The following is a 23,305-nucleotide window of genomic DNA, read 5'->3' on the forward strand; positions in this document are numbered from 1 at the left end:
GAACAGAAAAAATAAAAGGATATTTCCTAAATCAGCCATTTAACTAAATCCTAACTATATGGTTTTAAATCTCAGGGGAAGAATAATCGGCTTCATACTTTGAAGCACATTTAGCTTGTATACGTTCTGCATTGAAAACGCCATCTGGTTGCAGTTTTCCTGAAACAATCACTTCGGCGTCCATATCATTGTTAAACGTGTCTGGAATCGGATCTTTCCCGATATAGTGGATGCTCAATTCAGAGCCTCCTTCTGTAATAATAAAGTCCAGATCAAGATTGTTTCGAACAATACTACCCTTTTTCAAGTCACCATTCACCTTCAGTGTCAGCGCTTGAGCCCGTGAGCCCAACAACGCAATCTCACTTACGCTTTTTGAGTAGGACATGGTAGTATCTTCTTTCATACCCTGAACTGCCAGCACAATCACTGCGGCAACAATGACCAGAGTACCAATTACAAATTTTAGTTTGTTGCTATTCAATGGATATAACTCCTATTTATGATTTGAACATATTCACAAGTCTATCTTTTATCGACATTGCTGCCGGTTCAAGATTTACAGGATACACCTCAACGGGATCACCCCGAAGAATATTTTCTGGATTTTGCTTAAGCAATAAGTCTGCATAATCAACGCCGTATCTCTCTGATAACCAGTCATATCCAGGTTTTGAATAAAGTGGTCTGGCCTGTATATTATGACTGTCACTTCCAACGAGATGCACGGCGTCTCTGTCAAACAGAAAATTGGCAAGCTTTTCAGTATTAGGTCCCAGTGTACCAAGAAATGACCCGATATCCAACTGTGTTGGACAGCCCATATTTATCAACTCTTCCAATCTTTTAGGATCTCGTTGCCAGGGTTTAATTCGCTCGGGATGCGCAATGATTGGGGTAACTCCTCGGCGAGTGATCTCATAGATGATGCGCTCAAGATTATTTGGTACCGAATGGAAGGCGAATTCGAGGAGCAGGTATTTACCACCAATAAGGACTTCAAGCTCCTCAAGAATGATGGGCAACATATCCTGGTATCGAACTTCTGCAGCAACTGTAACTTCAACGGGAAGTTCGTGAGCTCCAATAAGCTCCATAACCGTTTGTTTGCCCTTTTCAATCTTAGCTTTCCACTCTCCAGTCCCCTTGATAATATCTGCTTCGTACAGGTGTGGAGTTAATACGAGATGATTGACTCCCTGCCTCACGGCCTCTTTTAGCATAGATAGTGCCATATCTTCATTTTTGGCACCGTCATCTACTGCTGGAAGCATATGATTGTGAATATCTATCATATCAGGATCAATAACCTTCTAAAATACTGGAGTTTCTGTATAGGTTCCGTAAACAACCCTCATTGCTTCAACCATCTCCCCAAGCGTGGCTGATTGGCGTACAGCCTCAAGCAAGGGTGGCATTACATTGGTTCCTGACTCGCAGGCCTGCGTCAGTGCAACCAATGCCTTATCCGTGGAATCTTGATTTCTGGCCAATCGAAGAGCCTTGACTTTGGAGACCTGATTTATTTCTACTGATTTATCAATTTTGAGAACTGGTATATCAATGGTCTCATTTTCACGAATAAAGCCGTTCACTCCGACAATGATTCGCTTTTTCTCATCATATTTGCGGGCCACATCATAGGCGGCCTTCCCAATTTCTCGTTGAAAATAGCCCACTTCAATAGCAGCCACGACTCCACCCAATTCATCAATGGTCTCAAAATACTTTTCTGCTTCTGCTTCCATCTTGTCAGTCATCGCTTCTACATAATAAGATCCACCCAGAGGATCTATAGTCGATCCTACACCAGTCTCATATGCGATTACTTGCTGAGTCCTCAGTGCAATCTCTACACTTTTCTCTGTAGGCAGCGCCAGTACTTCATCCATTGAGTTGGTGTGGAGTGACTGTGTTCCACCTAAAACGCCGGCAAGAGCCTCATAGGCCGTTCTGACAATGTTATTTTCAGGTTGAGGAGCTGTCAGACTATGACCAGCGGTCTGGGTATGGAAGCGAAGCATCCAGGATCGGGGATCCTTGGCGCCATATTTTTCCTTCATACGTTTTGCATAAATACGTCTGGCGGCTCGAAATTTTCCGATTTCCTCAAAGAAATCAATGTGAGAATTAAAAAAGAAGCTCAGGCGCCGTGCAAATTTGTCGACATCCAGGCTCCTTGCAATAGCAGCTTCCACATAGGCAAAGCCATCAGCCAGGGTAAATGCCAATTCCTGGGCAGCAGTCGATCCAGCTTCACGGATGTGATAGCCAGATATGGAAATCGTATTATAGGCAGGCATATGGTCGGTACACCATTCAATCATATCTGTTATGATATGCATGGACTCTTCAGGTGGGAAAATGAATTCCTTCTGTGCGATGTATTCCTTGAGAATATCATTTTGCAGCGTGCCATTCAGTTTATCAGATGAAACACCCTGTTTTTCTCCAACCACGACATACATGGCGAGGAGAATGATGGCAGGTCCATTGATCGTCATAGATGTTGAGACCTGGTCAAGAGGGATTCCATCAAACAGGGTCATCATATCATCAATTGAATTGATGGAGACCCCGCAATGACCGACTTCACCAAGTGAAAGTGCATGATCTGAATCGTAGCCCATGAGTGTGGGCATATCAAATGCGACACTCAATCCAGTCTGTCCCTGTTTCAGTAAAAATTTGAATCGTTTATTGGTATCCTCAGGCGTTCCAAACCCGGCAAATTGTCTCATGGTCCATAATCGACCTCGATACATATTTGGGTGGACTCCCCTGGTGAAAGGGTATTCTCCTGGGAATCCAACTTTTTCCATATATTGATCTAAATTATCATTCTCTTCATCTGGCAGATATAATAAGTCATTGGATAATCCAGAAACCGTATCATAGTCATACTCACGTTCCTTGGATTCAGCAACTTTCTGTTTCCAGCGTTTCAGGCTATCCTGGTAAGATTGATCTGGCATACTAAAACCCATTCCCAATGATTATTTATTCAATTTAAGAATTGAAGCAGCAATTTCTTCAGAGGTTAGCTTAACCTCGGCTAACAATTGTGCCCGTGATCCGTGGGTCACAAATCTATCTGGCAGTGTGTGTGAATGTATTCTGGCGCAGTTTTCTACAGGTTCCGCAAAAGCCTTTATGGTTTGGGAAAGACTGCCTGGATAATTATTCTCCTCAACGATCACGATGTGTTTATTTGAGGTCATGAGGGACAAAAGCATATCCTCATCAAAGGGTTTGATAAATTTGGCGTCGATATAGCTGGCATTGACTCCCTCGGCATCCAGGATTTTAACTGCTTTCTCAACCACAGGGTTCATCGAGCCCACTGCGAGGATGGCAATATCTTTCCCTTCTGAGATGAGCTCCCATTTCCCAATTTCAACTGCTCTACTCTGAACTGTTTTTCTGTTTTTTAAGGCTGAAGCTTTTGGGTAACGGATGAAAAATGGCCCTTCCTCATGCAAGAGAGCTGTCTGCATCAGATGGCGCAATTCCTCCCCATTTCGGGGGGCAGCAACAACGACTCCGGGAATACTTGAAAGATAGGCCAGATCCAGGACCCCGTGGTGCGTGGGTCCGTCCTCACCTACCAATCCCGCTCGATCAAGCATGAAAATGACCGGTAATTTCTGAACAGCAATATCATGTACGAGCATGTCATAGGCCCGTTGCAGGAAGGTGGAATAAATAGCGACAAAGGGCTTGAGACCACGTGCAGCTAGTGCTGCGGCAAAAGTCACTGCATGCCCCTCAGCAATACCAACATCATAGAAACGATCAGGATGTTCTTTGGCGTAGCCAGACAATCCCGTCCCCTCACGCATGGCGGCCGTAACGGCTACAATTCGTTTATCCTTTTTTGCCAGGGCAGTGAGCTCGTCCCCAAAGATATTGAGGAATGGTGGTACTTCATTCTTTGTGTTGGGCTGACCAGGTTTGGCTGCAGGACCAATTCCATGAAATTTTATTGGATTTTGTTCTGCCAGAGCAAATCCATACCCCTTTTTAGTTATGATATGAAGCATAATCGGAGTATTGATATCTTTGATATTTTCAAGAGTGGAAATCAAAAGGGGTAAATCGTTGCCGTCTATGGGTCCGAAATATCGAATCCCCATCTCATCGAAAATGACACCAGGTACCAAAAGATTCTTGAGACTTTCCTCGATTTTCTTCATACCTGTTCGCACAGTATTCTTACCGATAGGCAGCTTGCCGGTGACATTCCAGAGCTCATCCCTGACACGATTATAAAGCGGATTGGTAGTAATTTTTGAGAGATATTTAGACATGGCACCTACGTTAGGTGAAATGGACATCTCATTGTCGTTAAGAATGATCATCATCCGGGTTCTGAGATGCCCCAGATTGTTTAAACCTTCAAACGACAGTCCACCAGTCAATGCTCCGTCACCAATAATAGAGATGACCTGATGCTTCTCTCCCTTCAGATCTCGCGCTATGGCGAAACCAACGCCTGCAGAAATGGAAGTTGATGCATGACCTGCGCCATAAATATCGTGTTCGCTTTCCATGGGCTTGCAAAAGCCGCTGATACCACCATATTGACGAATGGTTTTCAGTGCATCCCGACGACCTGTGAGGATTTTATGAGCGTAGGCTTGATGACCTACATCCCAGATGATCTTATCGTTGGGTGAATCAAATACTTTATGAAGGGCGACTGAAAGCTCAACGACTCCCAGTGTGGGTGCCAGGTGTCCACCAGTTTCAGAAACAACCTCAATAGTATAGTCTCGCACTTCCTGGCACAGTTGGAGCAAGCTCTCCATGGACAATGATTTCATATCCGCAGGAGAATTTATGGTTTGTAATAATTTATATTTATCCGACATGGATAGACTACCTCGACTTTAAAACGATTTCATCCACAAAATATTTATGAATGCCTGGATCTTCAGTCAGCTCAGGATGAAAGGAGGCCACCAATACATTGTCCTGTCTCATGAGAACTGGATCTACACCAAATACTGCCAGGGACATGACGTGTGGTTTTATTTCTCGAAATTTAGGGGCACGGATGAAAATCGCATGAAAATCATGATCTAAAATCGTGGGGATAACAAGGGATGTTTTGAAGGACTCAATTTGACGGCCATACGCGTTTCGTTCAGCTTTATAATCAATTTTATTAAAACAGCGAACCCGTTCATCGTCAATCTGTTGCCCCAGAAGTATGGCTCCGGCACAAGTCCCAAATACAGGCATTGTCTCCAACGCTTCATTCATGGGCTCCCACAACCCCTCTTCTTCTAGAAGCAGTGACATGGTGGTGGATTCACCGCCTGGTAGAATGAGCGCATCGATAAGCTTCAAGTCTTCAGGCTCACGAACTGCTCGACTCTTAATACCAAGCTTGCCCATACTGAAAGCATGTTTAGCGAAGCTGCCCTGTAAAGCCACTACACCTATTGTTAAATCATCATATTCTGGTGGAACTGTCAAAATTTCTCCCTACCAACCTCTGTCTTGCATTCTGTCTTCTGGTTTGATTTCAACCATATCAAGACCTCGCATAGCTTTTCCCAGGCCTGTGGAAATCTCAGCCAGCTTGTCAGGCTTATCAAAAAATGTTGCTGCCTGAACGATAGCCCTGGCCATGGCCTCAGAGTCCTCAGATTTAAATATTCCTGATCCTACAAAAATTGTCTCTGCCCCTAGTTGCATCATAAGCGAAGCGTCGGCAGGTGTGGCAATACCACCGGCTGAGAAATTTGGTACAGGAAGTTTACCCGTTTCTGCAACCTGAGCGACCAGATGGAATGGAGCTCCCATGTTTTTTGCGGCGGCCATGAGCTCATCAGTTCTTAAAGTACTCAATTTTGCCATTTCTGTGGTGATGGTGCGCATATGACGCACTGCTTCAACAATATTCCCAGTACCTGGCTCACCCTTGGTTCTAATCAGGGCTGCACCCTCACCAATACGACGTAGTGCTTCTGCCAGATTGGTGGCTCCACAGACAAAGGGGGTCTTAAAATCGTGCTTCCAGATGTGATTGGCTTCATCCGCAGGTGTCAATACTTCACTCTCATCGATGTAATCTATTTCTAAAGCTTCCAGGATTTGAGCCTCAGCAAAATGACCGATACGACATTTGGCCATGACAGGGATTGAAACAGCCTTCTGTATCTCTTTAATCATTTTTGGATCGGAAGCTCTGGCAATGCCACCATCCCTGCGAATATCTGCTGGGATTCGTTCCAGTGCCATAACTGCTACTGCACCAGCCTGTTCAGCAATTTTTGCTTGTTCAGGTGTGGTGACATCCATTATCACACCACCCTTGAGCATCTCAGCCAATCCTGTTTTTACTTCGAACAGCTCATTTGTCATTTTCATTCTCTCCAGAAACTTTGATTGTCAATATTTATACACGTGATTTCACGTGTAAGTTATTCAAATGTTCAACGACTTCCTCGATAAGATCATCTGGTGAGGAAGCCCCAGCGGATATACCCACTGATTCGGCCATGTCAAACCAGCTCTCCTGAATATCAAAAGCGTTTTCAACCATATATGAGCGTGGATTCAAGGATAGAGAAACTTCGTGCAATCTCTTGGTATTGGCACTGGTGAAAGATCCCACAATAACCATCACATCAACAACGGGAGCGATTTCCTTGATTTGGCCCTGGTTTCTTCTGGTCGGGAAACAAACGGTATTCACAAATCTCAAATCAAATATCTTCATGGAAAGGATACCGATAATCTCCTGTACATTTTCAATCATTTGAGTCGATTGAGAAACGACTCCTGCCCTTTTCATGTGGGGCAGGTCTTCAGCTTCTCCAATGGACGAGATGACTGTGGCTTGCGGCACCTGTGCTTGAATGGCCACAACTTCATCGTGACCATGATCACCAATAATGATCAATTTTCGGCCTTCTTGATGAAGCTTTTTTATTTCACCATGTATTTCATGAACCAAAGGGCAGGTGGCATCGACTATTGTCAAATCTTTTTTTCCAGCTTCAGCCCATATATCAGGAATGGTTCCATGTGCTCGAAAAAGAACTGGAGCATCTTTTACCTGGTCAAGAGAATCAACAACTCTGACATTTTCCTTAGCCAGATCCTTCACAACACGCTCATTGTGAACAATATCCCCCAGCATATAAACTTTACCATGTTCTCTGGCCACTTCTCGGGCCTTTTCGATGGCGTCTCTTACTCCGAAGCAAAATCCAGCATCTTTGGCTACAATTATTTTTAGAGGGTCAGGCATTCCCATCCCAGGTTTTTATGGCTTCAATTGATCTCTGAACTATTGAGGCAGCAGCTTCCTCGAGGGTTCCATCAACATGGCAACCGGCTGCAAAGGCATGACCACCGCCACCAAATGATTGGGCAACGGTATTAATGGGAATCTTTCCCTTTGACCTAAAGCTCACATCAACCTTTTGACCTGCCATCTGAGTAATTGAAATTCCAACTTCAACGCCCCTGATTGATCTGATAAAATCTGAGAGAGAGTTCATATCGTCAGGGACAGCACCCAGGGGACGAATATCCTCAAAATTAATGACTGACCAGGCTAATCTTCCGTCGCAATCGTATTTCAGCTCACTGAGAAGTTTCTGAATCACCTGAAGTCTTCCCGGGGTATTCAGGTCTTCATAGAGATAAACATACAGCTCATAAGGTTTTACACCGATTGACACCAAATTGGCTGCTGCCATCAGGGTTTCAGGATCTGTATTATTGAATCTGAAGTTTCCAGTATCACTCATCATAGCGGAATAGATGGGAATGGCAATCTCAGTACGGGAATTTGCCGCTTCATCCATGGAATTAATGAGATCATAGATAAGCACTCCAGTTGAACTTGCTGTGGGAAAATCACACACCATATCAAACTGAGATTTGTCACCGGGATGGTGATCAATACTTACTTTGGTAATGTCCATAGATTGAAGGTCTTTGCTTATGTCCATCAAACGATCATAATGGCCGATATCAAAGGCGATGAATATGTCTGAATCTGCAATAAGTTTTGCATGCTTTGTGCTATTGTAAACGTGAATCTCATCGAGATCAGGTAGAAATTCGAGGTTGACCCGAAGCGGTGATGGATTCAGGATATGGACTGTCTTGCCAATGGATGTCAAATACCTGGCTAAAGCTAACTCCGACCCTACTCCATCTGCATCTGGTTGAACGTGCGTGGAGAACACAAATGTATCATTATCAACCAGTAAAGTCCTTAAGGCTTCCCAGTTTCTCCGCACCCCAGTTCTATCACGACTCATTTATGTAAAAATACCTCTAAAAATATCTTAATTTTCGCTTCATCGAATTACCTTCGAATCCGAAACATTGAATATATTCGTTAACCTACCAGATACAAACGATTCAGCAATCAGATCAATAAAAACCAAGCTTTAGTAATGATGACATAAATTGGGATATTTATGAAAACTCTAATGTGGATTATCCCCACGATATCCCCCTCAAGAAGACCTGGCAGAGGATATTTAAATTACAATTGGAGCAATCGTGTATCCAATCCCGATATCCACGCTAGTTTATTGAATGCCTCTCCCGTCTGGGGGCTCTTCCCATCAATTCTTCAACTGCAATACGCGGATCTTTTTCTTCAAACAAGACTTGAAATATTTGCTCTGAGATAGGCATCTCAACACCTGTTTTTGCAATAAGTTGATGCACAGATCTTGCCGTATTAATACCTTCAGCGACCATCTTCATTTCTTCAAGGATGTCTTTCAGTTTTCGACCTTTTCCCAACTCAAACCCTACATGTCTATTCCGACTATGTGTACTGAGACAGGTTACAATAAGATCACCCATGCCACTCAGTCCAGCGAATGTCTGTTCCTTTGCTCCAAGGAACACACCAAGACGAGTCATTTCAAAAAGACCTCTGGTAAGCAAGGCTGCCAATGTATTGTCTCCATATCCCATCCCAGCCAGGATTCCAGCAGCAATGGCTATGACATTCTTCAATGATCCACCGTACTCCACTCCAAGAATATCCACATTGGTGTATACCCGGAGTGTATCCGACATAAAAGCTTTCTGAACGATCTTCCCTGAGGTTTCATCTGAACAAGCCGCCACAATGGTTGATGGCATTTCCTGAACGACTTCTTCAGCGTGTGTAGGACCATACAAACTGGAAATATTGCCTATGGGGTGGTTTGGAAGCGCATGTGAAATAACCTGACTCATGGTCCTCAGGGTATCATTTTCAATCCCCTTGGCCACATTTACGATGATAGAATCTGCAGCTATTGAATGAGAAATTGTTGAAAGTGTTAGACCAACAGTATGTGAAGGAATGGCCACCAGAATAATCTCTTTATTGCGGATACATGCTTCCATATCCATGGTGAAACCCAATTCGGCTGGCAACGTGATGCCCGGTAGATAATCTGGAAGTTCTCGGGTCTCCTGAGCTTGATTGAAATCCTTTTCCAGGTAAAACCAAACGTCAGCATGGTGCCCATTTTTGAGCAAATGTATTGCCAGGGTCATGCCCCAGCTTCCAGATCCTATTACTGCAATATTCATGGAAATGAATCCTGTTCTAATATAAAGAGCCCCTGATCAGGACCAGGAGCTCTTTCTCTTTTATAGCATTTTCTGTTCTATTCGTAGAGGGCGTCGAGCTTTGCTTTATAGCGTTCTTCAACAACCCGTTTCTTGATTTTCAGGGTAGGAGTTAGCGTGCCGTCTTCAACACTGAATTCCTGGGGTACCAGGATGATTTTCTTAACGGCTTCATAACTGCTGAAGTTTTCCATCACGCCTTCTACCACTCCCATGAGCATATCGTACACTTTTGGATTTTCGCTGAGTGCCTCCGGAGTCACATCTGTGATCTCATTATCAGCAGCCCACTCACCTACCTCGGTGTAATTCGGGACCAGAATAGCAGAAACGAATTTTCTGCGGTCTCCGTGAACCAGAGCCTGTTCAAAGAATTTGCTCATACAGATAGCTCCCTCAATGGGAGCAGGAGCAATATTCTTACCTCCAGCCGTCACAATGATGTTCTTCTTGCGATCCGTAATTTTGAGATATCCATCCTCAATTATGCCAATATCACCGGTATGGAACCATCCTTCTTCATTGATCGCTTCTCTGGTTCCTGCTTCATCTTTGTAGTATCCCGTCATGATATGTGGACCACGTGAGAGGATCTCACCGTCATCAGCAATCTTGACCTCAACACCATCAATGGTTGGACCAACCGTGCCAAAACGGAAATCATGAGGTGGATTCAATGTAATAACTGGTGATGTTTCGGAGAGGCCATAGCCTTCAAGTATGGTAATACCTGCAGCATCAAAGAATCTACCAATATCGGCTCCCAATGGAGCGCCACCGCTGGCAAACAATTTAAACTGTGTTCCCAGAAGCGCTTGAACCTTACTGAACACAAGTTTATCGGCTCGTTTTTTCTTTTTTGCCAGTTTGGGTGAAATAGTTCCGGCGTTACGAGCTTCAACATACTCAAAACCAGTCTTAACAGCCCAGCCAGCTATTTTGCGTTTGATAAATGAGCCACCTGCAAACTTGGCTTGAACGCCAGCATACATCTTTTCATAAAGCCTGGGTACTGACATAGCCACAGTGGGGTTAACCTCTGACAAGTTGGCAATAACCTGCTCCATGGATTCTGCATATGTGATATTCGCACCAACGTGAGTACCTACATAGTCTCCCAATCTTTCAAAACTATGACTTAGAGGTAGAAAGGATAGAAATTTATCCTTATCACTTATACCAAGTCGTGCATTACAAGACAGGATATTACTCACAAGATTGCTGTGCTTTAACATCACACCCTTGGGATTTCCAGTGGTACCACTGGTATAAATGAGAGTCAAAATATCATCTGGCTTTACACTACGTGCATGAGCCTCAAAGTCATAAGCGTTCTCAGATGAAGCGAATGCCTTGCCCTTTTCCATTAGTTCGTTAAAGGAAATGACATCGGCATCGTCATAGGAGAGTGATTCATCAAAATAGACCACAGACTTTAATTCAGGACAATCTGCTTTGATCTTGAGAACCTTTTCCATCTGGCTGGCATCCTGAGCAAAGATGAGTTTTGAATCGGAGTGGGCGACAATGTACTGAATTTGGCTCGCGATCAGGGTAGGATAAACGGTAACTGATGTCGCACCCCTGGTGGCAATGGCATAATCTGAATATGCCCACCGTCTGCAGTTCGTGGATAGAATTGCTACATTATCCTTTGGCTGGATCCCGATAGAGGCCATGCCGTAGGACGCATTCTTAACCATTTCAAATATATCTTTACCTTTATCGCCCATCCATTCGCCATTCACCTTCTCTGTAAATAGTTCAGCGTCAGCATGGGTTTTTGTGACGTTAAGAAACATTTCTGCAATCGTTTTGAATTCCACGACAGCTCCTCCTTCTTGGGATTATTTTTAAGTTTCGTTAATGATAAACATTTTCTTTTAAAAGCACAGCATTTTATTGACACATACCTTCACAGAATGTATCATGGCGCGCGCTTTTAGAAAGAGCCAGGGTGGCGGAATTGGTAGACGCAGTGGACTCAAAATCCACCGGTGGCAACACTGTGGGGGTTCGACTCCCCCCCCTGGTACTCGACTTCGCTCCAACGGAGAGAAGTCGACCGCGTCCCCTCGACCTGCTCGGGATAAACTCCGCTGAATAACATGAAGCGAAGACGGGTATTAACCAATCAATTATATATTTGAGCTACGTCGTAGCAGGCACCTGGAGTGAACATGCATTATGTTTACATAATTCAATCTATTTCGCATCCTGATCGATTCTACACAGGACTGACTCAGGATTTAAAGAGAAGGTTATCTGAACACAATCGTCATGTTAATGAATATTCATCAAGGTACAAACCTTGGATGATTAAAACTTATCTCGCTTTTCAGTTCAAGGAGCAAGCCATTGCATTTGAGAAATATCTAAAGACCCCATCTGGACGTGCATTTGCTAAAAAAAGACTCTGACTTCGCTCCAACGGAGAGATGTCGACCACGTCCCCTAGACCTGCTCGGGATAAACTCCGCTGAATAAAATGAAGCGATGATGGGTATTATCCAATCAATTATATATTTATGCTAGCTCGTAACCACATTCATCAACAACTATTAAACATCAATCCCCAATTAGTATGGACGTACCGATGCATCCGATTACCTTATTCGAACACTTGAATCACAGGATCAGGATGCTTATGACAAACAAGTTTATTCCATTTAATAGACCCATTGATCTCTCAGACGCTGTAATGCTACGACAATCAGCTGAGTTTTATGAATTCATGAAATCCCGAAGAACCATACGTGATTTCTCAGACAAGGAAGTCCCACAAGAGATTATCGATAACTGTCTCATGACCGCAGCCACTGCACCAAGTGGTGCCAATCAGCAGCCCTGGCATTTTGTTGTCATTCGGGATGCATCCATCAAAACACAAATCCGCAAGGCTGCTGAAGCTGAAGAAAGAGATTTTTATGCAGGACGTGCTGGCGATGCCTGGTTGGAAGCGCTAGAGCCTTTGGGAACGAATGCCGAAAAGCCCTTCCTGGAGAAAGCTCCTGTACTTATTGCAGTCTTTGAACAAAAGTATACCATTGATGCAAGCGGTAGTAAAAATAAACACTATTATGCCAAAGAATCAGTGGGTATCGCTACGGGAATGCTGATCGCCGCACTCCATAATGTGGGACTTGTAGCACTTACCCATACCCCCAGTCCCATGAATTTCCTGACAAAAATATTGAACCGACCTGAGGGTGAAAAACCTTTTCTCCTCCTCGTTGTCGGGCACCCTGCAAAGGATGCTGAGGTACCAGATATTGACAAAAAGGATCTCAGGGACATATCAAGTCATTTCTAGGCAATAGTATGATCTCCAAAATCGTCTTTTTCGGGGATAGTATCACCGCAGCAAACCGAAATGCCCATACTCCTCTTGGGGATGGGTATGTATCCATTTTGAAGGATATGTTTGATTCGGATAAGCAGCTTGAAAATATTCAGTTTGTCAACTCGGGTGTAAATGGACACATGGTTGGAGACTTACTCAACCGCTACCAGATGGATGTCATTGATCATCAACCCGACGCCGTGGTAATAAAGATTGGGATAAATGACGCCTACAACCAATTCATCTCAGGCAACCACGAATATTCAGTTCAGAGATATAGCTCAGGGTTAGAGAAACTAGTACGCGAGATACGAGCTGGTCTACCCAAGACTCAATTATTCTTACTAACACCCTTCCTGATTTCGGATTCGAAATCTGAGGCATTTTACCGAGTAATGAACGAGTATTGTGGCGAGGCTAAAGCTTTGGGGAATAAATTTGCTATTCCCGTACTTGATGTTCAATCAGTTTTTGACAGCGCTGTGAAGTTGAAGCCAGCCTCAAAATGGGCAGATGATCACATACATCCCCAGCGTGAGGGGCATGCCCTCATTGCAAAGGCATTATTTACATTTTTAAAAAGTCACCTTCTTAAAAGCTAGCCGTCAATCATTACTTCCCGGCCTTTGACACTTTCATCAATTCCACCATCCTGAAAAACAATATTCCCATTTACTATGGTTGTCACAGGCCATCCCTGGGTGGTCCAACCATCATAGGGGCTCCAGTTTACCTTAGTCCAGAGCTTCCCATTCTCAATGGAGCGCTTTTTTCCCATATCCACCAGAACAAGATCGGCATCATACCCTTCTCTGATGTGACCCTTGTTCTTGACCCTGTACAATTCTACTGGTTTCTCGCACATCCACTTCACCACGTCTTCCACTTTGCATAATCCACGATTGGCCCGATCAAGTAGCAACGGTAATGAGGTTTCCACTCCAGGCATACCTGAAGGGGCTGAACCAAAGGGCTTGGCCTTCTCTTCGTGGGTGTGTGGTGCATGATCAGTAGCGATACAGTCTATAACCCCATTCACCAGGCCTTCCCAGAGTGATTCAGCATGTCGAATATCCCTTATGGGAGGATTCATTTGAGCATAAGCACCTAATTTCTGATACACATGCGGTGCACTTAAAAGAAAATGCTGGGGACACACTTCAGCAGAGATTGGTGCTTTCGATTTCTGTATTTCCAGGTATCTCACCTCATCCAGGGTAGTCATATGCAAAATGTGAAGACGACGCTGATACTTAATGGACAGTTCAACAGCCAGTGTTGTTGCTTTTAGAGCTGCGTCGGCTGGTCTGACAAATTGGTGGTGGTTAAAATCTGTTGAATTCTTATAAATCTCCTGGGCTGCGTTTATGATTTCATCATCCTCAGCATGGACGGCTATGAGGCGTGAACCATTCCCGAAAATATTGTCCAGATCCCTGGTATCACTGACCAGCAAATCGCCGGTGGAGGAACCCATAAATATTTTAATTCCAGGCACATTCTCAACCTCATTAAGGACATCAAGGTTGGTATTGGTTGCGCCAATGAAAAAATTGTAGTTCACCACACATTTTTCAGCAGCGATTCTTTTCCTTTCTGCCATTCCTTCAATGGTTATCGTAGATGGTTTGGTATTGGGCATGTCAAAGAAACTTGTGACTCCGCCTGAAGCAGCGGCCATGGAACCTGTTCTCAAGTCTTCTTTCTGGGTAAGACCGGGATCGCGAAAATGAACCTGTGGATCAAGGGCTCCTGGCAAGAGATAGAGATGGGTGCCATCAATCACCTTCTCCGCTGCTGATTCCTTCACCTGACCCAGCTGAGCAATTTTTCCATCCCTGATAAGAACATCCTGTTGAACGATACCGCTTGATGACACACATCTGGCATTTTTAATGAGAATTGGGGTAGACATCTATTGCTCCATTTAGTGAATTCGTTGGCTTTCAATATCGTACAATACCCCTCATATCGAAACCGTTTATCAATTAATAATTATTTTTCCATTCATCTCGATACCAGATTGTTCCATCACTCCGATAAATTTGAGCGCCTTCCAGGTCTGTTCTGTGAATTTCAGTCCCCAGCTTCATGTATCTTTCCAATGTCACTTTAGATGGATGTCTGAATTTATTTTTCATCCCCAGACTAATCAAGCAAACCTGCGGTTGCACGAGATTGATATATTCCTGACTTGAACTTGTTTTTGAACCATGATGGGGTGCCTTGATCATATCACTCTTTAACAGTCCACCCAGGGGAAGCTGGTCGTGCTCAATGGTTTCTTCTCCGTCTCCCGTGAGCAATACGCTTGATTCACCGTAAAATAATTGCATAACGATTGAGGTATTGTTGATGTTTGATGGACGGGAGGAATGATCATACCACTTTGGTCCTGTGACCCTGAAGTATATTGGCTTTAAGGTTGAATCTATGTAGCCTGTAAATACTGGTGAGGCAGGAATGTTTTTTGAGGCAATGATATCGCACAACATATTGTAGCCATATGAATCGTATTGGATGTCTGGCATTAACACCTTCCCTACCTCAATATTTTCTATAAGATATTGTGCCCCACCTATATGATCATTATGGGGATGGGTTAGTACAAGGATATCGATTTTTGGCCAATTGCGAAATTTCAAATAGGGTAGAATGACATCCTCCCCCATATCCTTGCCTCCAAATCTTAAACCAGCATCGATGAGTATTGTATTCCCATTGGGTGCATGAATAAGGATGGCATCACCCTGCCCCACATCCAATACGACAAGTTCGAGGTGTTGGGATGTGAGCAAAGATTGCCATGTTTGAATGGCTATCCAACACAACACCAGGATGACCCAGAGCTTAATGACTTTGCGGTACTGTATAATCGCTATGGAAAAGGTACCCACCAATAGCAGAATTAATTCAAAATGATGAATTGACCGCACGTTTATATAGGCCCAATCAACCTGGGCGCAGATTTGAACAAACCAGAGCATGAAGTCGATAGCACCTTCGATGGTGGCAGCCCAAAGTTGAGCCAATAAGGGGAATATGGAACCCAGGATAAGAAAGCTCATACCAGTAGCCACGATCACTCCAATAAGTGGTACCACCACAAGATTGGCAACCATGCTAATAATTGGAATCATATGAAAATAAAAGATCGTGATAGCCAGGGTCCCCAGTTGAGCTGCAAGTGAGACCAGGAAGAGATCAAGGATTGGATATAGCAACTTGCCAACTCCACTTGTTTCCGATATTGGAAGACCACTCACCAACTTTTTAAAGATGGGGAACAGTGTTACAATACTTAAAACTGCCAAAAACGAAAGCTGGAATCCGATGTTACTCAATTGTGCTGGAGAAATAAGCAATATGATGAAGGCTGCAGAAGCCAACAGGTTGAGGATGTCCGATTTTCGCTCAAATAGACCACCAATAATCATCAGCGAAGCCATGATAGATGCTCGCATGACAGAGGGTGCTGCCCCTGTGAGTCCCACATAAAATATCAATCCTGCTATAACGCTACCCATCTGTATCTGATGTGGTAATCGAAGAAGACCAAATATGGTAATCAGGATTAGCGAAACATACCCTACATGAAGCCCACTAACTGCCAGGACATGAATGACACCAGTATTGGCAAAATCATTTCTGGTTGTTTCTTCAATCTCACTCTTTTCACCAAGAATTAAGGCAGATAGAATCCCAGCTGATCGAGGTGTTAAATATTTGTGGAAGTGACTGGATATCAGGTCCTGCATATCCCCCATTAAAAGGGATATTGAACCTGAATCCCTGGGATAAACAATCACATCCCCCGCGTCCTCCAGGAAAGCTTCAAAATAAATATTCCTTCCTTCCAAATATGCACGGTAATCGAATTCATGGGGATTGCTTTTATCACGTGGCCTGTTAAGAAGCAACCGTCCACATAATGTATCACCAGGACAAACATCCTGCTCAATATCCTTGGAGTACAGCAATACTTGTCCACTAGAGATGGCTTGCAGACCGATGGTCTCAGGTTGCATCAGGAACTTCGGAGTGCCTTTTCGTGTTTGGCCCACAGTAAGGACAATCGCCCTCACCTCATAGACTGAATCTACATTTGATATAAATCGTGAGAGGTGGGTCACTGGAATGATCTCATCAAATGCAACTCGAAGGCACCCGGAAAGAATGAGTAATAGGAGTAATATTCCAGACCGTCTGTTAAGTAATGCCACCACAATGGCGATACCCGTCAATAAAGCGAGAATCCAAAGGGAGAGATTGAGATTCCGTTGAATCACAATACCCAGAATAAATAGAAGTGATACCAATATCATGGGACGAGGCATCACAAAGTTCATGATACTTTTGTACATTTTTCCTACGTGTTTGGGGTTGCCCAAACATAGGAGGTGAATGTCAATTCACCAAATAGTAATATGAGTTAGGTGATCAGGAGATCAGGTGGGTTTGTCATCACTGACAAAAGTAATGCCCTGGAGTGCAAAAGAGATGGATGGGCCTTCGAAACCGTGGCGTTGGAGTAGACTCCATAGTCGTTTTTTATCTTTGTAAGTTGGTTGTTCAATATTCTTTAATTTTCTTTCAGCCAGATCCTGGGCCATTTGGTTGAAATCAAAATCCTCCTGGATGGCTTCAAGTTCAGATTCAATAATTTGTTTGGATATTCGCTTTGCATTTAACTCGTGTCTCAGTCTTATAGGACCCCAGCCCTGGATCTTCACGCGATCTTTAATGAATAATCGGGCAAATCTCTCGTTATTCAAATAGTTACGTTCAGTAAGGCGGTTAATCAATTCATCTGCCAAATCATGATACTTTTTTTTGTATAACCAATCTTTGACTTCTTGCTCACATCTTTCTCGAAAGGCGATAAAGTTGATTAAGCCGATATAGGCGATTTCAATGCGATCATCATTTTCAAGATCATGCTTGAGTTCATCCGTATACTCATCCCCAACTTTGATATCATATTTGACGATGAGCGAGCCATCAACACCAAGTTCAAATTTTCCATCTACAAAAAGATTAAATCTCTCGCTGAGTTTCTTCTGTTGTGTGATTTTGGTGATTTTGGGCATAGTACTGATATAAGAATAAATGTTAACCGCAAAAGTCGCAAAGAACGCGAAGGCGTTTTATTTCAATATCCAAATTCATTGAGTTCAATTCAAAGAATAGTGCAGCTTCATATGCTGATTCAAGCAACCCGGGTCCAAGTTCTTTGTGAACCTCAATCGCAGCACCAATAATCTTCTCTGAGAGTTGATTCTCGGATAATTCATTCATCATAAATAATCTTTGCGGACTCTGCGTGTTCTGCGGTTAATTAAAATATTTGAACCGCGAAAATCGCAAAGAGCGCTTAGCCACTTTATTTCAACACCCAAATTTATAGGTGAATAACATTATAAATAATCTCTGCGAGTTCTGTGTATTTTGCAGTTAAACAAAAATGGGCTCCCATAACTTATGGTAGCCCATTGATTAATTGCTTAGTTACATGGGATTATTCTGATTTTTTCTCTACTGGTTCCATGCCCAGGAATAGGCGAACTTCACCAACGAGTTTTGCCATAAGATCCGGGTTTTCGATAAAGAAATTTTTAACATTCTCTTTCCCCTGCCCCAGACGATCTTCACCATAGCTAAACCACGAACCACTCTTTTGAACCAGATTGGCCTGTAAAGCAAGATCTAGGATGTCACCTTCAAACGAAAATCCATGCCCAAACATGATATCCAATTCAGTTTCACGGAACGGAGGTGCCATCTTATTCTTAACAACCTTCACGCGAACGCGATTACCAATATTGTCCTGGCCATCTTTCAAGGATCCTATTCTCCGGATATCCATTCTAACTGAAGCGTAAAATTTTAGTGCTCTTCCACCTGTAGTCGTTTCGGGACTTCCAAACATAACGCCAATTTTCTCACGGATTTGATTGATAAAAATAACTGAAGTGTTAGACTTTGAGACTGCTCCTGTCAATTTCCTCAGTGCCTGAGACATGAGACGAGCATGGAGACCCATGTGGCTGTCTCCCATTTCCCCTTCCAGTTCAGCACGTGGAACCAGGGCAGCGACTGAATCAATAACTATCACATCCAGCGCATTACTCCGAACCAGTGTTTCAGTAATTTCCAATGCCTGTTCACCTGAATCGGGCTGTGAAATTAGTAAATTCTTGACATCAACACCGAGTTGGCTGGCATATTTGGGATCAAGCGCATGCTCAGCATCAACAAAGGCAGCATAGCCTCCGCTTTTCTGAGCATTGGCTACAATGTGAAGAGCCAGGGTAGTTTTTCCTGATGATTCCGGTCCATAGATTTCAATGATTCTTCCACGAGGTACACCACCAACTCCAAGAGCTGCATCCAATGAAAGCGCTCCAGTGGAGATGGCTTCTACCGCCAGGTTCATCTGGTCTTCACCCATCCTCATGACTGCCCCTGCACCAAATTGTCGTTCAATCTGGGAAACAGCTAGTTCTATCGCTTTATCTTTGTCTTTTGATTTTCCCTGAGCAGCACTCATTACTGACCTCCACTATTAAATTTAAATGATTTCAATTCTTCATACTCTGCACCTGTCGGCGTCAATGTACTCTTCATCCATAACACTGTATCAACTTCAAAATTAAATTCACGAACTTCAGTAGTCAGAAATTTATGGATAAAGGAGCTTTTGCGTGAGATTGTTTTGACGCGAGCGAGCGTAATATGTGGTTGAAATTGACGTTTATCAAGTCTATAACCCAATCGGGTTAATTCTATATCCAGTTTTTGTTTAAATGAACTTAGTGTGATATCATAAGGTGCTGAACCAACCCATAACACCCTTGGTTCATTAGCATGGGGATATATCCCTGTATCTGTGGTCCCCAGTTTAAAAGCAGGAAACGCTTGCACCACAGACTCAATGTGTCTGGCATGCTCTTCAATTTTTTCTGAGTCAGTTTCGCCAAGATAATTAAGTGTGATATGAATATTTTCCCGTTTGACCCAATTAATTTTATCCTCTTTATTAATAATGGGTTCAAGCATATTTTTAAAGTATCCCTTGATTTCTTTGGGAATGGGGAAAGCGAGAAAAGTTCTTATTTCGCTCATGAATTTGCTTCCTCGATCAGAAGTCGCAATAGATTAAGGGATGAAAAGGCGCTCATTTCTTTATTCAGGATACGATTCTTCCCAAATTGGAAGCGTTTAATGTTTTGATGTCCCCTATCAGCAACGCCAATATATACGGTTCCAACTGGTTTTTCTTCTGTTCCCCCTGTGGGTCCAGCCACGCCCGATATGGCAATTGCGTAATCAGCGCCACTTTTTTTCAAGGTCCCATCAAGCATCTCAGAGACAGTTGCCTCGCTAACAGCACCATGCTGAACAAGCGTCTCTTCTAATACTCCCAGCATGGACATTTTTGTCTCATTGGCATAAGTCACAAATCCTGTTTGAAAATACTCACTACTGCCACTGACATCGGTAATGAGGCTGGCAACCAGTCCACCTGTACATGACTCAGCTGTTGCTACAGTGGCTTTTTGCTCCTTGAGGAGCTTGCCGATGAGAATGGGAAGCAATTCTTCATCTCGTCCATAAATATTTTTGGGCTTCAGGCTACGAAGTTTGCTGTAAATCTCATCAACGAGCTTCTGGTCAGCAGCAGATGATTTCGAAGGGAAAGAAACCCGTATAGTAACCATGCCCTCTTTGGGTAAATACGCAATTTTAAGATCGGAATAATCATCCAGGACAGGCTTGCTCAACTCATAAAGCGTAGATTCGGGTACCCCAATTGAGTGGATATCGACTTTGGAAATGGACTTCTGAGTTAATTTTGAGAGAATGGGAATGATCTGGCCTGAAGTTACAACCTCCATTTCCCTGGGTACACCTGCCATCACAAACAAATGCTTCCCCTCATGCTGGATGTGCATGCCCTGGGCAGTCCCAAAGGGGTTCTCCAGCAGTGCTGCATTTTCAGGATATTCGGCCTGTGAGGCATTCGACTCTGAAAACTTGAATCCTCTACGGGCGAAGCGGTCTTTTAGATTCTCCAATAAATCTGGATATAGCTTCAATCCCACATGGAAATAGTCACATAGAACCGATTTGGTGATATCATCATGGGTTGGTCCCAGACCACCGGTCAGGGTTACCACATCTGCTTGAGAAAAGGCCCAGTCCAGTGAATCCATGATGTCTTGGGCTACATCCCCAATGATCATTTTCTTGATGACCGGAATCCCAATCAGATCCAATTCTCTTGAAATGAAGGCATTATTGGAATCCAGGGTTTTCCCGGACAATAATTCATCGCCAACAGAAATTGTAATAGCCTTTAAATGCTTCATAAAAGTGCAGCTGCCCCTTGAATAATGGCCAGGGTCAGCAATCCAGCTAAAACATCATCCATCATGACACCAATACCACGAGGTAACTGCTGAGATTTATCAATGAGCCAGGGTTTCCAGATATCAAAAACTCTAAAAAGAATGAATGCAGCCAACCAGAAACCCCAATGTGCCGGGATGGCAAGCACAGCTATCCATTGTCCGACCAATTCATCAATAACAATTTCTCCTGGATCTTCAACACCCAGAAATGCACCCACCTTGTTTGAGGCAATGACACCCAACAAAGTTATAACGGCGATAAGCCCAAATGTTATAAACGGATTATTTGTAACCAGTATGCTCCAGAAATAGGCAATGGGAAGGGTTACCAGTGACCCATATGTACCCGGAGCGCCTGGTATAAGACCTACATATCCAACTGAGGTAAAGCCGCGTAAAACTCGAATCATTCGCTTTCCGTAAAGAGATTTTTAATGAAAGCGCGATTTATCCATAAGTAATTGAAACCGGTATAGGCAGTTACAAGACCTGTAAGTGTAAAAATAGTCTCTGTGACAAACCATTCTTCAACCCAGGCAACTATTGTATCAAGTTCTTGAAAATGGCCAAGGAGAATAAAGATTAATCCCACATACATGGAAATATATTGAAAGGTTGTTTTCAATTTGGCCAGACGGCTGGTATTCATCGAAGCCCCATTGGCCAACATGCCCCATCGTAATAGTGTAACAAGACCATCTCTCAGGATGATTACAGCGGTAATCCAGATTGGCATGACTTCCAAAATATTGAGAGTGATGAAGGTACTATTTACCAAAATTTTGTCTGCAAGAGGATCCATAAATTTCCCAAACTCGGTAACTACCTGGAGTTTACGGGCCAGTATTCCATCAAAAAGGTCGGTAAGTGAGGCGATGAGAAATAATACCAGAGCCAAGGCGTGGAGCGCTAACCCATCAAACCCTATGAGCAGCCATACGATGAGGGGTGTAACGACAATTCGAAAAATAGTCAGAATGTTTGGCAAATTATGTATCATGTTAATTCGTGTCTGTCGTCCAGAGCTCTCCCTAAAGTTATGCCGTCAATATACTCAAGATCACCCCCGCTGGGAATTCCTCTTGCCAAACGGGTCACTTTTATATCTTTTTCCTGTAATAGTCTAGCTAAATACAAGGAAGTTGTCTCCCCTTCAACACTGGGATTCATTGCTATGACTAATTCAGTGACACCTTCCAGGCGTGTGAGCAGGGTCCTAATATTTAACTGATCTGGTCCTATCCCTTCAAGAGGTGAAAGGACACCCCCCAGAATATGGTATTTCCCGCTGAAACGACTTGTTTCTTCAATGGCAACCACATCCTTAGAATCCTCGACTACGCAGAGTATAGATTCATCCCTCCGCGTATCAAGACAAACCGGGCATGGATCGGCCTCTGTAATCAGATTGCAAATGGAGCACTGGCGCAATTTTTCACTACTCTGGATGATTACATCACCTAGGCGGTGAACATCTTCGGTGTTCCACTCAATCAGCTGAAAAGCCATTCTTTGCGCAGTTTTCTTGCCGATTCCAGGGAATCGTGAGAACTGCTCAGTAATGCGCTCCAGACTATCAGGAAGAATTTTCATCCAAGTCCGGGAATATTGAGTCCACCCATTCCACCCATCATACCGCCAGTAACCTGTGACATTCTTGAGTTGGCTGCATCCTGGGCATTTGTCAGAGCTTGGTTCACTGCGGCGAGCACAAGATCCTCAACCATATCCACATCATCTTCCAGAACATCTGGCTCGATTTTGATGGATAATATCTGCATCTTGGCGTTGGCTTTCACGTTGACCATACCACCTCCGGCAGAGCCTTCTACTTCAATGGCAGCCAGCTCGTTCTGAGCGATTTCCATTTCTTTTTGCATCTTCTGGGCTTGTTTTAAAAGGTTACCCATTCCGCCTTTTGGCATCATTGGAGTTT

24 protein-coding genes and 1 tRNA gene are annotated in these 23,305 nt (G+C 43.5%); 4 read left to right on the plus strand and 21 right to left on the minus strand.

Annotated features, from left to right (window positions below):
• Nucleotides 1–64 precede the first annotated feature (64 nt).
• The 10 genes from ISR87_08465 to ISR87_08510 all read right to left on the minus strand — a co-directional run bounded on the left by ISR87_08465 (nt 65) and on the right by ISR87_08510 (nt 11,438).
• Entirely contained in the window at nt 65–484 is a 420-nt protein-coding gene (locus tag ISR87_08465; GenBank protein MBL7025477.1) for a cytochrome c maturation protein CcmE, read from the minus strand.
• A gap of 16 nt (nt 485–500) precedes the next feature.
• Entirely contained in the window at nt 501–1,295 is a 795-nt protein-coding gene (locus tag ISR87_08470; GenBank protein ID MBL7025478.1) for a hypothetical protein, read from the minus strand.
• An 18-nt stretch (nt 1,296–1,313) separates the two neighbouring features.
• Complete coding sequence (locus tag ISR87_08475) at nt 1,314–2,975, minus strand: methylmalonyl-CoA mutase family protein (protein MBL7025479.1); 1,662 nt, start codon at nt 2,973–2,975, stop codon at nt 1,314–1,316.
• Nucleotides 2,976–2,996: 21 nt separating this feature from the next.
• Nucleotides 2,997–4,874, minus strand: a complete 1,878-nt coding sequence (locus ISR87_08480) for a 1-deoxy-D-xylulose-5-phosphate synthase (GenBank protein ID MBL7025480.1) — start codon at nt 4,872–4,874, stop codon at nt 2,997–2,999.
• 7 nt (nt 4,875–4,881) lie between these two features.
• On the minus strand, nt 4,882–5,484 hold the full coding sequence (pdxT, locus tag ISR87_08485; GenBank protein ID MBL7025481.1) for a pyridoxal 5'-phosphate synthase glutaminase subunit PdxT: 603 nt from the start codon (nt 5,482–5,484) through the stop codon (nt 4,882–4,884).
• A gap of 9 nt (nt 5,485–5,493) precedes the next feature.
• On the minus strand, nt 5,494–6,381 hold the full coding sequence (pdxS, locus tag ISR87_08490) for a pyridoxal 5'-phosphate synthase lyase subunit PdxS (GenBank protein ID MBL7025482.1): 888 nt from the start codon (nt 6,379–6,381) through the stop codon (nt 5,494–5,496).
• Between the two features lie 28 nt (nt 6,382–6,409).
• On the minus strand, nt 6,410–7,267 hold the full coding sequence (gene ispH / locus ISR87_08495) for a 4-hydroxy-3-methylbut-2-enyl diphosphate reductase (GenBank protein ID MBL7025483.1): 858 nt from the start codon (nt 7,265–7,267) through the stop codon (nt 6,410–6,412).
• Nucleotides 7,260–8,291, minus strand: coding sequence for a DHH family phosphoesterase (locus ISR87_08500; protein ID MBL7025484.1), 1,032 nt, complete (start codon nt 8,289–8,291; stop codon nt 7,260–7,262). The genes ispH and ISR87_08500 overlap by 8 nt, the downstream gene beginning before the upstream one ends.
• A gap of 271 nt (nt 8,292–8,562) precedes the next feature.
• Nucleotides 8,563–9,573 carry an NAD(P)-dependent glycerol-3-phosphate dehydrogenase gene (locus ISR87_08505; GenBank protein ID MBL7025485.1) on the minus strand — a complete coding sequence of 337 codons (1,011 nt, stop codon included), beginning with the start codon at nt 9,571–9,573 and terminating at the stop codon, nt 8,563–8,565.
• Nucleotides 9,574–9,650: 77 nt separating this feature from the next.
• Nucleotides 9,651–11,438 carry a long-chain fatty acid--CoA ligase gene (locus ISR87_08510; GenBank protein ID MBL7025486.1) on the minus strand — a complete coding sequence of 596 codons (1,788 nt, stop codon included), beginning with the start codon at nt 11,436–11,438 and terminating at the stop codon, nt 9,651–9,653.
• Nucleotides 11,439–11,563: 125 nt separating this feature from the next.
• Between ISR87_08510 and ISR87_08515 the strand changes: the two genes are divergently transcribed.
• The 4 genes from ISR87_08515 to ISR87_08530 all read left to right on the plus strand — a co-directional run bounded on the left by ISR87_08515 (nt 11,564) and on the right by ISR87_08530 (nt 13,557).
• Nucleotides 11,564–11,647: transfer RNA gene (locus ISR87_08515), tRNA-Leu, on the plus strand.
• A gap of 145 nt (nt 11,648–11,792) precedes the next feature.
• Nucleotides 11,793–12,032, plus strand: coding sequence for a GIY-YIG nuclease family protein (locus ISR87_08520; GenBank protein ID MBL7025487.1), 240 nt, complete (start codon nt 11,793–11,795; stop codon nt 12,030–12,032).
• A 221-nt stretch (nt 12,033–12,253) separates the two neighbouring features.
• A complete protein-coding gene (locus ISR87_08525; protein ID MBL7025488.1) occupies nt 12,254–12,925 on the plus strand; it encodes a nitroreductase family protein in 672 nt (223 codons plus the stop codon).
• 8 nt (nt 12,926–12,933) lie between these two features.
• The gene (locus tag ISR87_08530) at nt 12,934–13,557 is read left to right on the plus strand and encodes a hypothetical protein (GenBank protein ID MBL7025489.1); all 624 of its coding nucleotides are present in this window, start codon (nt 12,934–12,936) and stop codon (nt 13,555–13,557) included.
• Here the strand turns inward: ISR87_08530 and ISR87_08535 are convergent.
• The 11 genes from ISR87_08535 to ISR87_08585 form a co-directional block, all read right to left on the minus strand.
• Complete coding sequence (locus ISR87_08535) at nt 13,554–14,870, minus strand: dihydroorotase (protein MBL7025490.1); 1,317 nt, start codon at nt 14,868–14,870, stop codon at nt 13,554–13,556. The genes ISR87_08530 and ISR87_08535 overlap by 4 nt on opposite strands.
• Nucleotides 14,871–14,943: 73 nt before the next feature.
• Entirely contained in the window at nt 14,944–17,319 is a 2,376-nt protein-coding gene (locus ISR87_08540) for a DNA internalization-related competence protein ComEC/Rec2 (protein MBL7025491.1), read from the minus strand.
• 84 nt (nt 17,320–17,403) lie between these two features.
• Nucleotides 17,404–18,045 carry a RecX family transcriptional regulator gene (locus tag ISR87_08545; protein ID MBL7025492.1) on the minus strand — a complete coding sequence of 214 codons (642 nt, stop codon included), beginning with the start codon at nt 18,043–18,045 and terminating at the stop codon, nt 17,404–17,406.
• A gap of 22 nt (nt 18,046–18,067) precedes the next feature.
• On the minus strand, nt 18,068–18,256 hold the full coding sequence (locus ISR87_08550; GenBank protein MBL7025493.1) for a GxxExxY protein: 189 nt from the start codon (nt 18,254–18,256) through the stop codon (nt 18,068–18,070).
• 217 nt (nt 18,257–18,473) lie between these two features.
• Nucleotides 18,474–19,505 carry a recombinase RecA gene (gene recA / locus ISR87_08555; protein MBL7025494.1) on the minus strand — a complete coding sequence of 344 codons (1,032 nt, stop codon included), beginning with the start codon at nt 19,503–19,505 and terminating at the stop codon, nt 18,474–18,476.
• Nucleotides 19,505–20,080, minus strand: coding sequence for an RNA 2',3'-cyclic phosphodiesterase (thpR, locus tag ISR87_08560; GenBank protein MBL7025495.1), 576 nt, complete (start codon nt 20,078–20,080; stop codon nt 19,505–19,507). The genes recA and thpR overlap by 1 nt, the downstream gene beginning before the upstream one ends.
• Nucleotides 20,077–21,327 carry a competence/damage-inducible protein A gene (locus ISR87_08565; protein MBL7025496.1) on the minus strand — a complete coding sequence of 417 codons (1,251 nt, stop codon included), beginning with the start codon at nt 21,325–21,327 and terminating at the stop codon, nt 20,077–20,079. The genes thpR and ISR87_08565 overlap by 4 nt, the downstream gene beginning before the upstream one ends.
• Nucleotides 21,324–21,779 (minus strand): phosphatidylglycerophosphatase A, encoded by a 456-nt coding sequence (locus ISR87_08570; GenBank protein ID MBL7025497.1) that lies wholly within the window; start codon nt 21,777–21,779, stop codon nt 21,324–21,326. The genes ISR87_08565 and ISR87_08570 overlap by 4 nt, the downstream gene beginning before the upstream one ends.
• A complete protein-coding gene (gene pgsA, locus ISR87_08575; GenBank protein MBL7025498.1) occupies nt 21,776–22,357 on the minus strand; it encodes a CDP-diacylglycerol--glycerol-3-phosphate 3-phosphatidyltransferase in 582 nt (193 codons plus the stop codon). The genes ISR87_08570 and pgsA overlap by 4 nt, the downstream gene beginning before the upstream one ends.
• 8 nt (nt 22,358–22,365) lie before the next feature.
• The gene (gene recR / locus ISR87_08580) at nt 22,366–22,956 is read right to left on the minus strand and encodes a recombination protein RecR (protein MBL7025499.1); all 591 of its coding nucleotides are present in this window, start codon (nt 22,954–22,956) and stop codon (nt 22,366–22,368) included.
• Nucleotides 22,957–22,958: 2 nt separating this feature from the next.
• A complete protein-coding gene (locus ISR87_08585; GenBank protein ID MBL7025500.1) occupies nt 22,959–23,294 on the minus strand; it encodes a YbaB/EbfC family nucleoid-associated protein in 336 nt (111 codons plus the stop codon).
• Nucleotides 23,295–23,305 lie beyond the last annotated feature (11 nt).

The organism is Candidatus Neomarinimicrobiota bacterium, assembly GCA_016784545.1.
Lineage (GTDB): Bacteria > Fidelibacterota > UBA8477 > UBA8477 > JABMPR01 > JABMPR01.

What these genes read in the sequence shown, in the direction of transcription:
- ISR87_08470 (MBL7025478.1), bottom strand. Translation starts at nt 1,295, where the DNA reads ATGATAGATATTCACAATCATATGCTTCCAGCAGTAGATGACGGTGCC.
- ISR87_08475 (MBL7025479.1), bottom strand. Translation starts at nt 2,975, where the DNA reads ATGCCAGATCAATCTTACCAGGATAGCCTGAAACGCTGGAAACAGAAA.
- ISR87_08480 (MBL7025480.1), bottom strand. Translation starts at nt 4,874, where the DNA reads ATGTCGGATAAATATAAATTATTACAAACCATAAATTCTCCTGCGGAT.
- pdxS (MBL7025482.1), bottom strand. Translation starts at nt 6,381, where the DNA reads ATGAAAATGACAAATGAGCTGTTCGAAGTAAAAACAGGATTGGCTGAG.
- ispH (MBL7025483.1), bottom strand. Translation starts at nt 7,267, where the DNA reads ATGCCTGACCCTCTAAAAATAATTGTAGCCAAAGATGCTGGATTTTGC.
- ISR87_08500 (MBL7025484.1), bottom strand. Translation starts at nt 8,291, where the DNA reads ATGAGTCGTGATAGAACTGGGGTGCGGAGAAACTGGGAAGCCTTAAGG.
- ISR87_08505 (MBL7025485.1), bottom strand. Translation starts at nt 9,573, where the DNA reads ATGAATATTGCAGTAATAGGATCTGGAAGCTGGGGCATGACCCTGGCA.
- ISR87_08520 (MBL7025487.1), top strand. Translation starts at nt 11,793, where the DNA reads ATGCATTATGTTTACATAATTCAATCTATTTCGCATCCTGATCGATTC.
- ISR87_08525 (MBL7025488.1), top strand. Translation starts at nt 12,254, where the DNA reads ATGCTTATGACAAACAAGTTTATTCCATTTAATAGACCCATTGATCTC.
- ISR87_08530 (MBL7025489.1), top strand. Translation starts at nt 12,934, where the DNA reads ATGATCTCCAAAATCGTCTTTTTCGGGGATAGTATCACCGCAGCAAAC.
- ISR87_08535 (MBL7025490.1), bottom strand. Translation starts at nt 14,870, where the DNA reads ATGTCTACCCCAATTCTCATTAAAAATGCCAGATGTGTGTCATCAAGC.
- ISR87_08540 (MBL7025491.1), bottom strand. Translation starts at nt 17,319, where the DNA reads ATGTACAAAAGTATCATGAACTTTGTGATGCCTCGTCCCATGATATTG.
- ISR87_08545 (MBL7025492.1), bottom strand. Translation starts at nt 18,045, where the DNA reads ATGCCCAAAATCACCAAAATCACACAACAGAAGAAACTCAGCGAGAGA.
- ISR87_08550 (MBL7025493.1), bottom strand. Translation starts at nt 18,256, where the DNA reads ATGATGAATGAATTATCCGAGAATCAACTCTCAGAGAAGATTATTGGT.
- recA (MBL7025494.1), bottom strand. Translation starts at nt 19,505, where the DNA reads ATGAGTGCTGCTCAGGGAAAATCAAAAGACAAAGATAAAGCGATAGAA.
- thpR (MBL7025495.1), bottom strand. Translation starts at nt 20,080, where the DNA reads ATGAGCGAAATAAGAACTTTTCTCGCTTTCCCCATTCCCAAAGAAATC.
- ISR87_08565 (MBL7025496.1), bottom strand. Translation starts at nt 21,327, where the DNA reads ATGAAGCATTTAAAGGCTATTACAATTTCTGTTGGCGATGAATTATTG.
- ISR87_08570 (MBL7025497.1), bottom strand. Translation starts at nt 21,779, where the DNA reads ATGATTCGAGTTTTACGCGGCTTTACCTCAGTTGGATATGTAGGTCTT.
- ISR87_08585 (MBL7025500.1), bottom strand. Translation starts at nt 23,294, where the DNA reads ATGCCAAAAGGCGGAATGGGTAACCTTTTAAAACAAGCCCAGAAGATG.